General features: G+C 43.1%; 17 protein-coding genes. 9 read left to right on the top strand and 8 right to left on the bottom strand.

Annotation, left to right across the window (positions count from 1 at the left end; translation table 11 throughout):
• Positions 1 to 3 precede the first annotated feature (3 nt).
• Complete coding sequence (pepF, locus tag AC0VYQ_RS10540) at positions 4 to 1806, top strand: oligoendopeptidase F (RefSeq protein ID WP_475403527.1); 1803 nt, start codon at positions 4 to 6, stop codon at positions 1804 to 1806.
• Between the two features lie 172 nt (positions 1807 to 1978).
• On the opposite strand, the gene AC0VYQ_RS10535 is transcribed toward pepF, so the two are convergent.
• Both AC0VYQ_RS10535 and AC0VYQ_RS10530 read right to left on the bottom strand, forming a co-directional pair.
• On the bottom strand, positions 1979 to 2770 hold the full coding sequence (locus AC0VYQ_RS10535) for a DsbA family protein (RefSeq protein WP_088837489.1): 792 nt from the start codon (positions 2768 to 2770) through the stop codon (positions 1979 to 1981).
• 90 nt (positions 2771 to 2860) lie between these two features.
• The gene (locus AC0VYQ_RS10530) at positions 2861 to 3436 is read right to left on the bottom strand and encodes a CYTH domain-containing protein (RefSeq protein WP_029330989.1); all 576 of its coding nucleotides are present in this window, start codon (positions 3434 to 3436) and stop codon (positions 2861 to 2863) included.
• Between the two features lie 105 nt (positions 3437 to 3541).
• Between AC0VYQ_RS10530 and yjbM the strand changes: the two genes are divergently transcribed.
• The 3 genes from yjbM to AC0VYQ_RS10515 are packed head-to-tail and all read left to right on the top strand — an operon-like array spanning position 3542 to position 5910.
• On the top strand, positions 3542 to 4192 hold the full coding sequence (yjbM, locus tag AC0VYQ_RS10525) for a GTP diphosphokinase (RefSeq protein ID WP_029330988.1): 651 nt from the start codon (positions 3542 to 3544) through the stop codon (positions 4190 to 4192).
• Positions 4193 to 4202: 10 nt separating this feature from the next.
• Positions 4203 to 5006, top strand: a complete 804-nt coding sequence (locus tag AC0VYQ_RS10520; RefSeq protein ID WP_475403526.1) for an NAD kinase — start codon at positions 4203 to 4205, stop codon at positions 5004 to 5006.
• 16 nt (positions 5007 to 5022) lie between these two features.
• Positions 5023 to 5910 (top strand): RluA family pseudouridine synthase, encoded by an 888-nt coding sequence (locus AC0VYQ_RS10515; RefSeq protein ID WP_251132625.1) that lies wholly within the window; start codon positions 5023 to 5025, stop codon positions 5908 to 5910.
• Between the two features lie 39 nt (positions 5911 to 5949).
• Here AC0VYQ_RS10515 and AC0VYQ_RS10510 read toward each other — a convergent pair whose 3' ends face one another.
• Entirely contained in the window at positions 5950 to 7119 is a 1170-nt protein-coding gene (locus tag AC0VYQ_RS10510) for an FtsW/RodA/SpoVE family cell cycle protein (RefSeq protein WP_214768659.1), read from the bottom strand.
• A gap of 143 nt (positions 7120 to 7262) precedes the next feature.
• Here AC0VYQ_RS10510 and fabI point away from each other — a divergent pair, with 143 nt between their 5' ends.
• Positions 7263 to 8036 (top strand): enoyl-ACP reductase FabI, encoded by a 774-nt coding sequence (gene fabI, locus AC0VYQ_RS10505; protein ID WP_214768658.1) that lies wholly within the window; start codon positions 7263 to 7265, stop codon positions 8034 to 8036.
• 129 nt (positions 8037 to 8165) lie between these two features.
• Positions 8166 to 8369 (top strand): hypothetical protein, encoded by a 204-nt coding sequence (locus AC0VYQ_RS10500; protein WP_029330983.1) that lies wholly within the window; start codon positions 8166 to 8168, stop codon positions 8367 to 8369.
• A gap of 2 nt (positions 8370 to 8371) precedes the next feature.
• Here the strand turns inward: AC0VYQ_RS10500 and AC0VYQ_RS10495 are convergent, their stop codons facing one another.
• The gene (locus AC0VYQ_RS10495; RefSeq protein ID WP_029330982.1) at positions 8372 to 8884 is read right to left on the bottom strand and encodes a YjcG family protein; all 513 of its coding nucleotides are present in this window, start codon (positions 8882 to 8884) and stop codon (positions 8372 to 8374) included.
• A gap of 145 nt (positions 8885 to 9029) precedes the next feature.
• On the opposite strand from AC0VYQ_RS10495, the gene AC0VYQ_RS10490 reads away from it, so the two are divergent.
• From AC0VYQ_RS10490 to AC0VYQ_RS10480, 3 genes are read left to right on the top strand one after another with little or no spacing between them, the layout of a single operon-like run.
• A complete protein-coding gene (locus AC0VYQ_RS10490; RefSeq protein WP_088837484.1) occupies positions 9030 to 9575 on the top strand; it encodes a phosphatidylglycerophosphatase A family protein in 546 nt (181 codons plus the stop codon).
• Positions 9575 to 10198, top strand: coding sequence for a phosphatase PAP2 family protein (locus AC0VYQ_RS10485; protein ID WP_088837483.1), 624 nt, complete (start codon positions 9575 to 9577; stop codon positions 10196 to 10198). Before AC0VYQ_RS10490 ends, AC0VYQ_RS10485 begins: the two co-directional genes overlap by 1 nt.
• On the top strand, positions 10198 to 10692 hold the full coding sequence (locus AC0VYQ_RS10480; protein WP_475403525.1) for a hypothetical protein: 495 nt from the start codon (positions 10198 to 10200) through the stop codon (positions 10690 to 10692). The genes AC0VYQ_RS10485 and AC0VYQ_RS10480 overlap by 1 nt, the downstream gene beginning before the upstream one ends.
• Positions 10693 to 10753: 61 nt before the next feature.
• Here AC0VYQ_RS10480 and AC0VYQ_RS10475 read toward each other — a convergent pair whose 3' ends face one another.
• The 4 genes from AC0VYQ_RS10475 to AC0VYQ_RS10460 form a co-directional block, all read right to left on the bottom strand.
• Complete coding sequence (locus AC0VYQ_RS10475; protein WP_088837481.1) at positions 10754 to 11623, bottom strand: DegV family protein; 870 nt, start codon at positions 11621 to 11623, stop codon at positions 10754 to 10756.
• Between the two features lie 64 nt (positions 11624 to 11687).
• Entirely contained in the window at positions 11688 to 13013 is a 1326-nt protein-coding gene (gene brnQ, locus AC0VYQ_RS10470) for a branched-chain amino acid transport system II carrier protein (protein ID WP_475403524.1), read from the bottom strand.
• Positions 13014 to 13565: 552 nt separating this feature from the next.
• Positions 13566 to 13859 (bottom strand): hypothetical protein, encoded by a 294-nt coding sequence (locus AC0VYQ_RS10465; protein WP_029330976.1) that lies wholly within the window; start codon positions 13857 to 13859, stop codon positions 13566 to 13568.
• Between the two features lie 261 nt (positions 13860 to 14120).
• Positions 14121 to 14852 carry a hypothetical protein gene (locus tag AC0VYQ_RS10460; protein ID WP_475403523.1) on the bottom strand — a complete coding sequence of 244 codons (732 nt, stop codon included), beginning with the start codon at positions 14850 to 14852 and terminating at the stop codon, positions 14121 to 14123.
• Between the last annotated feature and the right edge of the window lie 42 nt (positions 14853 to 14894).

Below are 14894 nucleotides of genomic sequence, written 5' to 3'. Positions count from 1 at the left end.
GAAATGGCAGAACTATTGACACGAAAAGATGTCACGGTAGAAGAAACGTGGAACTTAGAATCAATTTATGAAACGAATGAAGCATGGGAAGAGGATTTTGAATCTGTCAAAGCGATGTTACCTTTGATGATTGATTACAAAGGGCGACTTGGAAAAGATGATACAACGCTTTTTGAAGGTTTACAGTTACGTGATGAAATTTCACGACGTCTGCATAAGCTTTATACATACGCGCATATGCGTTATGACGAAAATACGGCTGATAGCTTCTATCAAGCGATGAATGACCGTGCACGGACGCTCGCTTCGCAGATTGGAGCTGCACTAGCTTTCATGACACCAGAACTGTTGACGATTCCAGTTGAAACGATTACGGGATTTTTAGATCGCAATCCGGATCTTGCGATGTATCGTCATGCGTTTGATGAACTTAATCGAGAACGCGACCATGTATTAACTGAAGCTGAAGAAGCAATTCTTGCTAAAGCAGGGGAAGTATTAGGGCAATCTGGAACGACGTTCGGTATGTTGAATAATGCTGACTTGAAATTCCCTAAAATCAAAGGGGAAGACGGGCAAGAAGCGGAATTGACACATGGTCGATTCATTACATTCATGGAGTCGAAAGACCGTTCAGTCCGCGAGGCAGCGTTCAAGGCGATGTACGAAACATACGGCAACTATACAAACACGCTCGCGTCGACACTTGCAGGATCAGTCAAAAAAGATAATTTTTATGCGGAAGTGCGACAGTTCAAGTCGGCGCGTGAGTCTGCATTACATGGAAATGCCATTCCGGAGCAAGTGTATGATGGATTAGTAGAAGCGGTCCATGAACATCTCCCATTGTTACATCGTTACGTTGAACTTCGTAAACGTGTACTCGGATTAGAAGAGCTTCATATGTATGACATGTATACACCGCTCGTTAGCGAAGTCGAAATGAAAGTCTCTTACGATGAAGCGAAACAATTGATGGTCGATGGATTGGCACCACTTGGAGATGAGTACAAGCATATCTTAGAAGAAGGTTTGACAGATCGATGGGTCGATGTTCGCGAGACACGTGGTAAGCGCAGTGGTGCCTATTCTTCTGGCGCATATGATACACAACCGTTTATCTTGATGAATTGGCAAGATAACGTCAACAACCTCTTTACATTGGCACATGAATTCGGACATTCTGTTCATAGTTACTATACACGTCAATCACAACCATATGCTTATGGTGACTATTCGATTTTTGTAGCGGAAGTAGCTTCGACGACAAATGAGGCTTTGTTAAATGATTTCTTACTGAAACGTGTTACAGATAAAAAAGAGAAACTTTATTTGTTAAACAATCAATTAGAAACATTCCGTGGTACGTTGTTCCGCCAGACGATGTTCGCAGAATTTGAACATGAAATTCACGAGGCGGCTCGACTCGGTCAATCGTTGACACCAGAATTCCTGACGAAAACGTATTATGCGTTGAACCAAAAATATTTTAGCGACGGAATCGTATTGGATGAAGAAATCGGTCTTGAGTGGGCACGGATTCCTCACTTCTACTACAATTATTATGTCTACCAGTATGCGACAGGTATTTCAGCCGCTGCCGCATTGACGACGCAAATTTTAGAAGAAGGACAACCTGCTGTTGATCGTTACATTAATAATTTCCTTAAAGCAGGATCAAGTGATTATCCGATTGAAGTCTTAAAGGCAGCAGGTGTCGATATGACGACAAAAGCACCAGTAGAAGCAGCATTACGTCAATTTGAACGTGTGTTGGATGAATTCGAAGCATTACTCGGAGAGTGACAACTCTGTGAATTTTTGCACAAAGTAATAGAAAAAAATCCGGGACTCTTATATACTAAGAATGTGAAGAGGGTCACATTCCCCTGATGATTCTCTTTTCCCCCATCCAATGGTCATGTGAATGACAAAAAAAGGTGTTTCCGCAATTGCGGAAACACCTTTTTCTTTTAACTTAAGCATGTGCTGAGTCTTTAAGGTGACGCCATACTTTACCGTCACAATAAGAAAGTGAGACACATTTTTGTTGAAGTGCAAGTTTTTTCAACTCATGTTCAATTTGCGCTTCAGATACATCGTAAATAAAAGCGATTTCTGAAGTTGTTGCTGTTTCATACCGTTTCAAGAAATGTTCGAGCGGTGGCTTTGGTTGCTTCTCAACAGGTTGATCCAATAACTCATTTAAAATGGAGACATAAATGAGGTATTCATAAGCACCTTCAGCTTTAATGGCTTCTTCATCTCCAATGAAAGCGAGGGTAGGGAGGACGCGTACGTCCCATTCTGTCACGAGCTGCGTTTCTTTTTCGAGCATGAGCTGAATCGTATTTGATTCAACATCGCGATGAAATTCCTCCAAGTCGAGACCGAATTCAGTTAAGGCTTCGGCTAAGCGGATTAAAGAAGAACGTGTATAGGCACTTTCGCCTTCTACATTATGCAACATCCGGAGACGTCTCATGAAGCGCATTCCGAATGTCTTACCTTGTAGTTCGATTGCTTTTAAAATCAACAATGGCGACATATCACACGCAGAGCGTGATGGAGCACAAGGAATTGTCGCAATCGTTCTGAGTCGGAAAAGATGACCATACTCTAACTCTAATTTCTTGAGAACGGGTATCAACCGTAAACCATCTGTTTGCGTCACATCTAGAAAATGATAAATTTCTAGGGGTTTCGTCGGTTGTTGAATTGATGGTTCGTCCAATGAACAATAAGAACCGTTACATTGATCGTGTTCCATCCGTTCACCCCCTTCTGTTGTTATCGTTACCCTATTTTAGCAACGAAAAAAATGAAAGAGCAAAGGTTTTGCTTGTACATTTGTACACGATTAGCGTGAAACCGCTTTACGCTCCATGAAACGGACAATTTTATTTTTCGTTTCACGACGTGGAATTTGATGTTTCTCGAGCAGTTGCGTGAAAGCAAGTTGACCTTGTTCGAAGGCTTGCACTTCGAATTCTAGTTCGTAGTCGGTTACGCCTAAATAGTGACTTTGATCCAGTACGAGCAATCCGTCTTTCAATTTTGTTTCAAAACGAGTTGTTTCCAAGCGTCCTAAGTGTTCAAGCGATGCTGTTAAGTTGAAGCGACTCAATTGTTCATTCATCGCATCAGATTGAATCAGACCATATTTGAATAATTCCTCTGCCTCTGCTTCCGATAGAGAAACATGTGTTTCAAGTAAACCATCATCTTTCGGTTCTTTTAAGGTCAATACGAGACCTTCTTTTTTCTGACGGATGCGTAGAGCGGCGCCATGCTGACGCAATTCAAACGTAGGTGTATCAAAATAATCATTTGCTTGCCAAATCGTTTCGTCTTGTTTGCCGTAAACTTGCATCAGTTGCTTGTATTCATCTGCTGTTAACAAGTTTTTAAATTCAATTTCCATTTCTTGTCTCATTCCGGTTCACGCCTTTCTAGTTGAATGCTTGAAAATATGATAACATGAATGAAGTAGTGGAACGAATTGAACCAACAATTTAGATTAAAAGTGGTGACGAAAACGATGACAAAAGAAAATTGGGATTTATTTCTCGCGCCGTATCAAATCGCGGTTGATGAACTGAAGGTAAAGCTAAAGGCCATTCGAAAACAATTTCAACAACGTGGGGAACATTCACCGATTGAATTTGTCACGGGACGGGTAAAACCTGTGAAGAGTATTATCCAAAAAGCGGAGCGGAAATCGATTGCGATCAGTTCGTTAGAACAAGAGATGCAAGACATCGCCGGCTTACGCATTATGTGTCAATTTGTCGACGACATCATCCACGTACTAGAACTGTTACGATCACGTGGAGACTTTAAGGTGGTCGAAGAGCGAAATTATATCACACAAAAAAAAGAGAGCGGATATCGTTCCTATCATATTATTATTGCCTATCCTGTCCAAACGATTGAAGGTGAGATTCCGACGCTCGTTGAGATTCAGATTCGGACACTTGCGATGAACTTTTGGGCGACGATTGAGCACTCACTCAATTATAAATACCAAGGAAACATTCCGGAGGAGACACGCGAACGACTGCGACGTGCCGCGGAAGCCGCCTTTTTATTGGATGCGGAAATGAGTCAACTGAAAGTAGAGATTCAAGACGCACAGCTCGTCCTACATGAACGAGACGGAAAACAAACTAATAATCCAGTAAGCGAGTAGGAGGATGACCATGCGCTTTGCGATTACAGCACGAGATGATGAACGCTCGCGAATGCTACGCGATCAATTGGAACAAGAGTTGATTGCTCGGGGGAGTGTTCTTGATGCAGCGACTCCGGAAATCATCATTTCAATTGGTGGAGATGGAACGATGCTCCAGGCATTTCATTCTTATTTGAGTCAAGTCGAAGACATCACACTCGTTGGGATTCATACGGGACATCTTGGTTTTTATGCAGATTGGCGCCCGGAAGAAATGGACGAGTTGATTCGTCATATCGCAGATGAAAATTTGGCGACGGTCGAATACCCATTGCTTGAGCTGTCGATTGATTATGCGGACGGTTCACATAATAAGTTGTTGGCGCTAAACGAATGTACGATTAAAAGTTTTAATCAGACACTTGTATGTGACTTGTCGATACGTGGAGACTACTTTGAGACGTTTCGTGGGGATGGGTTGTGTATCTCGACCCCATCCGGTTCGACAGCCTACAACAAGGCGTTAGGTGGTGCAATTGTCCACCCGGCCCTCGAAGCGATTCAAATTACTGAGATGGCTTCCATCAACAATCGTGTATATCGAACAATCGGTTCCCCGATGTTGTTGCCGAAGCATCATGATGTCGAAATACGACCGGTCAATCCGATTGATTTTCAAATGACTTACGATCATTATGCTTCTATTGTTCATCAAAACGTAAAATCGATTCGCTGTCGTGTCTCCGATAAGAAAGTAAAATTTGCCCGTTTTCGTTCCTTCCCGTTTTGGGAGCGGGTCAGAGAATCATTTTTAGCAGAAGAAAGAAGTTAAGTAAAAGAGGTAAGTGATGATGGTATTTGAATTGAAAGAAACAGTGACACATGAACAGGTCGGCTGGAGTGTCGGACATTTTTGTACGACGCGCCTCCGAATTTCCCGAAAAATGCTCGTGTCGATAAAGCATCATGGTGACATTTTGCGAAACGGACAACATGTTAACGTTAACGAGAGTGTCGATCTCGACGACGAAATCCATGTCTCTTTCCCTGAGGAACACCCAGCAGAAGACATGATTGCGACACAAGGAGAGCTTGATATCTTGTTTGAAGACGAGTGGTTGTTGATTGTCAATAAACCACCGGGGATGGCCTCGATTCCCTCGCGTCTTCACCCGGAACGTTCTTTGGCGAATTTCGTGTTGGGTTACTATAAACAACGACAGATTCCGTATGCGATTCATATCGTCAATCGATTGGACCGGGATACAAGTGGGCTTGTGATTTTTGCCAAACATGCGCTAGCTCATCATCAATTGAGTAAAATGCAACAAAATGGACTGCTCGACCGGCGTTATATTGCATTGATCGAAGGAGAACTCGGTCCACAAACAATCGATTTACCGATTGGTCAGACGGACCATTCGTTCATGGAACGGATGGTCCGTGAAGATGGTCAACGGGCGGTTACCCATATCTTGAAGAGTACGGCAGTTGAAGCATTCATGCGAACGATTTCGCAGTTAGAAATAAAACTGGAAACGGGACGGACACACCAAATTCGTGTTCATCTCGCAGCACTCGGTCATCCGTTAGTCGGAGATACGATGTATCGCGGGACGCCATTGATTCCACGCCAAGCGCTTCATAGTGCAAGCGCACGGTTTCCTCACCCGGGGACGGGAGAAATGGTCATGTTCGAAGCACCGTTACCGAGTGATTTGTTCTTAGAACAATAAAAAAGAGTTGATTCCTGCAACAGGGAATCAACTCTTTTTTTAATCTTCATCAAACATCGAGACACGTGATTGGGAAGCGATCGCCATAATAAGGCCAAGACCTACTAAGTTGACGATCATCGTCGAACCTCCATAGCTGATGAAGGGGAGCGGGAGGCCGGTGATCGGTAAAACACCCATCGTCATCCCGATGTTTTGAAAGATTTGGAACGTAAACATTGCGACGTAACCTGTCACGATATAGGTTCCGAACGGATCGGCTGTTTCAAGTGCGATTTGAATCAGGCGGTAGATGAACAAAAACAGGATGACTAAGACGACGGCAGCCCCAATAAATCCGTAATGGGCAGAAATCGCAGTGAAAATGAAATCAGTATGCAATTCCGGGACGGAAACCTGGAGTTTTCCATAGCCGACACCAAACATTTGCCCGGAGCCGATCGCATTAATCGATTGGACCAATTGATAAGATAAATCGTCGGCATACTCAAATGGTTGTAACCACGCCATGATTCGGTTCATCGCGTGTCCTGGGAAGAAGGTCGCAAGTAAATCATTCTGGAAATAAAAGAGATAAAAGAAACCGACGATTGAAATTGTAAATAAAATCACCATGCTCAGGAGCCACTTCCAGTTGAGGCCGGATAAGAGCATCGCACAGGCAAGAATAACACATAAAATTAAGCCGATTCCTAAATCGGGTTGGATGATGATTAAAGCGAGTGGAAGTAATGTTACAACAACCATTTTGAGCAGAAGTAAAAAATCACGTTCATGTTGGACGTACCGTGCATTATGTTCCGAAATGACGGCAGCTAACGTGACAATCAAAAAGAACTTCATGAACTCTGCCGGTTGGACCGTTCCGATGACCGGAAGCTGATACCAGCCATACGCCCCTTTAATGTTCGCGACGAGTGGCGTTCCGCGTAAGACGACGAGACCGATCAAAGAAATAATTCCGGCACCATATAAGTACCAATGGAATCGTTTTAACTGTTCATAATCAATGAAGATGACGACAGATAGTGCGATAAATCCGATGATATACCACTGAATCTGTTTCGCCATGAAATTGATTTCACTAATCGCGCCTTGCAAAAAAGGTTGAGCCGTATAGATTGCGATGATACTGATGATCATCAGGCAACCGAGTAAAAAAAGTAACGTGTTATCATATCGTTGTGTAAATGATTTAAAACGGTTCATTTCATCCCTACTTTCTATCTCTTTCTATATTAACGTAATTTATCAAAATCGCAATATCAAGAGGGATGGTTGACAGAAGCGTTACGTTTTTGTAACCTAGATATAGGTGTTATTACCAGGTACTAATTTTAGGGGGAGTTCAAATGAATATTTATCCTTCACTTGAGGGAAAGACGTATGTCGTAATGGGTGTCATCAATCAACGCTCGATTGCATGGGGAATTGCCCGAGCGCTTGACGCAGCAGGTGCAAGCCTCGCGTTTACGTATGTAGGCGAACGATTTAAAGCACCACTCGAAAAGTTAGGGAAAGAATTATCGCGACCAGCTACTTACTATACATGTGACGTAACGAGTGATAAAGAAATCGAGCAAGTGTTCCAAAGCATCCATGCGGATCACGGACAGATTTCGGGGATTGCCCATTCGATCGCCTTTGCCGATAAAGAAGCATTACGCGGCGAGTTTTCAAGCGTAACGCGTGAACAGTTCGCGCAAGCGCTCGATATTTCTGCATTCAGCTTAACGGCAGTCGTCAAAGCAGCGAAGGACTTTTTCACAGAAGATGCTTCAGTCATCACGTTGACATATCTCGGTGGTGAGAAGATGGTCCCGAACTATAACGTCATGGGTGTCGCGAAAGCTGCGCTCGACGCTAGCGTTCGTTACCTTGCGGCTGAATACGGAAAACAAGGTGTTCGTGTCAATGCAATCTCAGCTGGTCCAGTGCGTACGGTCTCAGCAAAAGGTGTCGGCGACTTCAACTCGATTCTCGACAGCATCGAAGAGCGCGCACCACTTCACCGAAACGTTTCGACGGAACAAATCGGTCAAAGTGGCTTGTTCCTGTTGTCACAAATGTCGAGTGGCGTGACAGGTGAAATTCTCCACGTCGACAGTGGTTTCCACATTCTTTAAGTGCTCAACCTATTTGCTGTAGTTCTAAACCGGGGGCAACCCTGGTTTTTTTGTTTTCTAAAAAGCTATTTTGGGAATAAGAAAAGTAGATGAGGAAAATAACGGCTACAGAAATAGGAGGGAAGAGATATGTATCAAATCGATTTTACAGTCGTTCAATACGTCAATCGGCAGGTTCGTGTTGAACCGGAACGAAAAACAGAACCGATTGCCCGAATCAATCCGATTGAGCGGATTCAGTCACATGATTATGAATTAGAAGAACAAGCGAATGCGTATGGAGTTTTACCGGAATTGAAACTTCCCGGCCGTAAGTTCGACCGGGAAGTTTAATGTTAGTGTTGTTTGAAGCGGAATGTTTCATAAACGCTCCAGGCACCATTTTCTAATTCATAGAGAAGTGCCATTTTCGTGACGTCTTCTTGAAAGCGAATATCTTCCATCTTTAGTCGTTCTAGAACGTCGAACAGTTCAACATCAGAAAGATCTTGGCCAATCGTAATATGTGGCAAAAAGTCGTACTTGGGTGTATGTTCGAGTCCATTTGAATGTAACGCACGATGCAACTGCTCCATTTCGTCCGTCGGCATGACTTTTAAGAACAAGACATTGTTTGTCGGGTGGAAAGAGCGTGCCCCTTGAAGATGTAGTGCGAGTGGTTTCGTTTGTTCAGCCACTTTGTTTAATTCAGAAACAATCGATTCTAACTCACTTTCATCAACACTCACGCGTTCACGCATCGTAATATGTGGCGTGATTAAAGCATACTTTGAATCGTATCTTTTTCGATACGAATTCGCGAAATCTTGTATGCGCTTCGATGGAAACAGAACTACCCCGATGTTCATCGAAAATCCCCTACTTTCCCCTAAAATGATAACGCTTTACAAAATAATCATGACGGATTATGGGCGCTATGTCAAAGATGTTTGAGAAGAGTCAGGGAATCTGTGTATACTTGTGAAGAACTTTGTCAGAGAGGTGGATTTAGTCATGAAAGAAAAAGCACATTCAAAAGAGGTCAAACAAGCAGCGATTGAAAAGCTTCACGAACGTGGAGTAACGATTCATGCCATTTCTGAAATCGTGTATCAGATGCAGGCACCTTATACGGAGGAGTTGACACTCGAGACATGTCTCAGCTCAGTCGAACGTGTACTCGAAAAACGGGAACTCCAACATGCGATTTTAGTTGGGGCAGAACTTGATATTCTTGCGGAAAAGGGTCTGTTGTCTGAACCATTATTATCCATCATTCGAAGTGATGAAGGATTGTTTGGCGTCGATGAAACGATTGCGATTGGTGCGGTCAATACGTATGGTTCAATCGCGGTCACGACGTTCGGTTACTTAGATAAAGCCAAAATCGGTATTATCAAGGAGCTCGATACGAAAGTCGATGATGGACGTGTCAATACGTTCATGGATGACATCGTCGCGGCGATTGCAGCGAACGCATCCGGACGCCTTGCACACCGTTTACGTGATAAAGAAGACTATTCAGCGGAAGAACTTGAACAACGAAAGGGAACGTACTAATGAAAACCAATCATCGGGCGTTAATCGTCTCAGGAATCGTACTCGTATTGTTTTTAACGATTGCGTTATCGATTCGCCTGACGGGTTATTTTTTGTTTGATGCCCAATTATCGAATGAAATGGCAGAACGTGTTCCAGGTAGCTATGTCTCGTGGTTCACGCGGATTGGATCAGGTGTCGGAGCTGTGACGATTACGAGCATTCTTGCAATCGTCAGTTACCTGATTTGGCGTGATAAAGTCGGTAGCATTTGGTATTTCATTGCTTGTCTCTCCGTCGGGGCGTTAAATCAAGTCGTTAAATTGATTTTCGTCAGAGAACGTCCATCATTAAATGACTTGGTAGGGGGCGTAGGATATAGCTTTCCAAGTGGACATTCATCGATGGCATTTGCCGTTTATGGAGGATTCATCGTACTTGCTTGGCGCTTTTTAAGTCGGACGGGGCGGATTGTCGTCAGCACGATTTGTACGTTGATGTTTCTCGCAATGGGATCTTCACGGATTATTTTGAATGTTCATTATTTTTCTGATGTCCTCGGAGGATTTTTATTCGCGGCCTTCGTCCTCAGCTTATCATATGCATTCGTATCACCGAGACGAAAAAAGGAGATTTACAATTAATGTTGTTACTTGATATTGACAATAGCATTTTGTTCGATGAAGCAACGATGCGGACGATGAACAAACCGACATTGCTCGTCGAGCGATTGGATGGAAACAAACAGTTCATGACGATGCGGGCGCATCTGCGCCTGAAGCGTCTAGTTGAAATCAATCAAGTGATTCCAGTGACGAGCCGAACGGTAGATCAGTTTAAACATCTTGAATTATTTCAAATCGACGCAAAACCAAAGTGGGCAATTCTTGAGAGCGGGAAAACCCTGCTAAAAGAAGGGAAATTAGATAAGCGATATGAAAATTGGCTGCGACAACATCAGCAACCTGCCACGATGTCGTCGATTTTAATCTATCTCGAAGAAGTAGAAGTGACGAACTGGCAAGCTTATCCGGCGATGACCTTATCGGAACATCTGACTCGTCCCCATGAAGGAATCTCTTCCGTAGAGGATGAATCAGCGTTATTGGAAGAACTATTTCATCGTTATCAAACGTGAATCATTAAAGTAAAAGAAAAAGCATCCGACGTAGTGACGTCGGATGCTTTTTTTTTTACTATTACGGGTATTCAATTTGGTCGAACCAATAGACACCGATAGTAGCGGCACCTGCATGTGACAAAATAGATGGGCCGAATTGAGTGATTTCGATGGAAACGTCAGATAGTTTGGATTGAATGAGACCACGAAGTTGTTCAGCTTCTTCTAACGCCAATGTATGTCCGACGTAGAGTCTTTGCTGGTGTAGACCAGAAGCCTGGACTTTTGCCACGACCTCCGTAGCCATTTCCTGAAAAGCTTTCTTCAAGGAGCGAACCTTCTTAAAGGGAACGAGTTTCCCAAGTTCATTGAACGTAACAATCGGCTTGATATTCAGCATGTTCGCAAGTAAAAATTGACTACTTGAAACGCGACCCCCACGCCGCATCGTTTCCATATTCCCGATGATCAAATAAAAGTGAGAACCGTGTTTAAACTTTTCGAGAACAGTCATCACGTTTTCAGGACGCATTCCAGAAGTTGCGAGCTCGATCGCAATCTTAATCATTTCTTGCTGGTTGGTCGCCCCTGTATAAGAATCAATGGCATACAAGGGGAAGCCAACAGCCTCTGCAGCTGCGACTGAGCTTGCATATGTTCCGCTTAAGCCACTCGTGATATGAATGGCATACCCGTAATCATATCCCTCGCTCTTTAGGCGCTCATACAACTCGACTAACTCTCCAAAGGAAGGCTGAGAAGTCGTAGGGACGGCAGAAGAATGTTGTTTCATTTTTTCATCTAGTTGTTCAATTGAAATGTCGACATACTCACGGTACGATTCACCGTTAATGATGAGTTGGGTCGGCACCACATGGACTCCGATCTGTTCTGCTTCTCCCTCTCGGAAAAAAGCCATACTATCGGTGATCCAAGCAATCTTATCCATTAAAACGACGCCTCCAGTAGAATTCCATTTTTCTCATTATACCACAGGCATGAAAGCGGAATCATCAGCCTGCTCGTTTTTGGCTGATGGAATTATGAGAAACGTGTCCAATCCATGAACTGATGATGAATGTCGCGATTGCAGGCAATAACCACGCCATGTTTTGGTCGACCAATGGGAAAGCTTTATACATGCTGCTGGCGAATGCAGGTAAAACTTTTAACGACATGAGTGAGCTGAGTAATGAGAGAAGCGCCGTTACGAACAATGTCGCACCGTAGACGATGGCTGGCTTCTTGATAGCTGAACGAATGAACGTCAAGACGATTAAGACGATGACAATCGGATAAAGGAACATCAATACAGGTACAGCAATCGACAGTAATGTCTGCAGTCCGAAAATCGAGATTGCGAATCCTAATACGGCTGTCGTGATACTTGCGACCGGGAAAGACAATCGTTTAAACAATGAAATCAAATATTCTGAAAATGCTGTCACAAGACCGACGGAAGTTGTTAAACAAGCAAGCAAAATCGCTGTTCCTAAAATGACTAAACCAACCGTACCGAACGTACTATCAGCATATTGTTGCAACAAATCAGGACCGCTGACTGAACCGACAGCACCGAAGCTGTTTCGTCCAATGAAACCAAGTCCTGTATAGACGACAGTCAATGAGACTGCGGCAATTAAACCGGCTTTTGTCACGTTTTTTAATTGTGATGTACGATCTTTAATTCCACGTGTGTGAAGCGTGTGTAAGACGATAACTCCGAAGACGAGTGCACCGAGTGCGTCGAGGGTCAAATAGCCTTGAAGAAATCCTTGAACAAACGAGTTCGTAAAACTGTTGTATGCAGGAGCTGGTGCCTCGACGGCAGAAAGTGGATTGACGATACTACTTATACTGAGAATCATAAGTGCCGTCAGTAATAACGGTGTGATGAAGCGACCGATGATATCAAGTAACTTACCCGGTCTTAAAACGAGAAACACGGTTGCCAAGAAAAAGAGTAATGATGAAATGATTAACGTCGTTTGGCTGGGTTCTCCTAAAAAAGGAACGACACCAAGTTCATACGTGACGACCGATGTTCTCGGGATGCCGAAGAATGGACCAATCGCGACGTAAAGTGCGAATGTCAAGAAAGCACCAACAGCTTTCGGCAGTGGATTTGCCAGCGTACTAATTCCGCCGCCAACCCAAGCGACTGCGATTAAGCCCGCTAACGGGAGACCGACGCCTGTTACGATGAAGCCTAGCATGGCAGGTAAGAATTGTGTCCCGGCAAGAGCACCGAGTTCGGGTGGGAAAATTAAGTTACCGGCACCAAAAAACAAAGCGAAAATCATAAATCCTAAAGCGAATAAATCTTTACGGTTCAACATATATTATGCCTCCTGATTCCTCATAATCTTACTCACTATACCATTAGAAATTAGCTGTTATAAATAAATTTTAAAACATTCGTTATTCAAGAATCGAGGAGTCGAAGCAAACGCGTTTTAACCTCTACACTTGTAAAAGAAGATCAACCGCAATGTGGAATTAAAAAAACCTATCCGTTAGATTGGATAGGCGCCATCTGTTTCACTGGACGCCTCATTCGATCCATCGAAAGGAGGGCCCAAAAACTATTTCATCGTCACATGAAATGTTTTCAGTCCCTCGCGTACAGAATAATCAGTCGGTGATTCGAAGTTAAAACTAAAGTGCTCATAATATGGTGCTCCTCTCGTTGAATTTGTCTCAGGTTATCACGGGATACATGATTAATCAATATTTTCTGACAATTGTTCCAAAAGAAAAAATATTGAGAACGTTATCATGCATATTATTACTAAAAAAGATGCGAAAAGAACCATATTATAACAAAAAAACCGGTCCTTCATTGAAGAAGTGACCGGATGTCTAATATAGATATAACGAGCGATATAAGCTTAACTAGAAGCCATGAAGCGCCCCTTTTTTTGTCGTCTCATTTTGTGGAGGAGCCAGGCGTGAACGACTTCACAAGATTGACGGGGCAACGTTAGCTCGACGAGCGGTTCCTGTTGCTGCCCTCGGATGGTGAATACTCCGGTCTCTTCATCAATCGGTGAGATTGCCATTGAGCTCGCATCATTCAGTGATAATTTAAGTTCGCCAATTGACGCATCCTTCAGTTTCAGGATATGTCCGTTCGTCGCGAATTTAGCGAATGATCCGATTCCGTTCACTTTTAACTGGTCCATAACTAGTTCCTCCTTTGTTAGCTAACACGAACAATCATCATACGTGTAACGAAAAAAACATCTGCAACTTCTAACTTATCCAAAAGGTTAATCTCATTATAACGAAGTCTCTAAAAGAAGCTAGCATTATTTTGTGTGAAAATTCAATTAATTCAAGAGAGGTATTGTATGATATTAGATTTCTTGAAATAATACATGAAAGTATAAAAAAATAAGATACAAAAAAAGCATCCTATCATTTGATGATAGAGATGCTGAAGATCATCGTACCTCAAAATCCCAGGATTTTTTGCGGTGGACGAATTCACCACGCGCGATGATGGACTCTTTTTCAGACTCGAAGTCTTCCTTGAGCACGGCCATGTCTTCGTAACGACCCGCAATATAAAGAGGAATGCTGAGTTGTCTCGTAAAAACAGAGCGTTTTATATTCGCGAAATCAATTAACACACCTTCGCTGAGCAATTGACGAATATGAATCAGGATTTCAGCCGTCAAAGGACGGGGAGATAACCCACGAAGCTCGTGACGAATCTTTCGCTGGATTAAGACTGAGAGAATTTGCTCGATTCGGGACCAATCTTTTAAATATACTGTTGCCTGAAATCCGTCGTGTTCACTGAAATAGGCGAACTCGTTCTCGACCGATGACGCGAACGGGCTCGGCATACCACGCTTCATATGCATGAGGAATAACAGCTCCGCAACTTCAGGATCAGTTAATGTATCTAAGGAATGTGAAGAGCGGATGTCGATCGCGTTCAATGGATGACGAACGACATCATTCGACGCGGAAAATTGCTCGATTTCATGTGCTTCAACGTAATTGAGCGAAGTACGAAACGATTGTTTGACGGCTTTAAAGTCTGCACCTGAGACAAGTAATGGACGTTTTAAATCTAGCGCAATCATGAAATCAGAAAATGTCACACCAGACATCGTTAAACGATGGTTTTCTGCATCTTCATAAAAATAAAGCATTGTACTTGACATAGCCATCTGCTTCCTTTCTTGACTCATCAATACTTACTATTT

The organism is Exiguobacterium sp. QJM3NY_9 (assembly GCF_056173545.1).
This window is presented reverse-complemented; position numbering and strand designations above follow the sequence as displayed.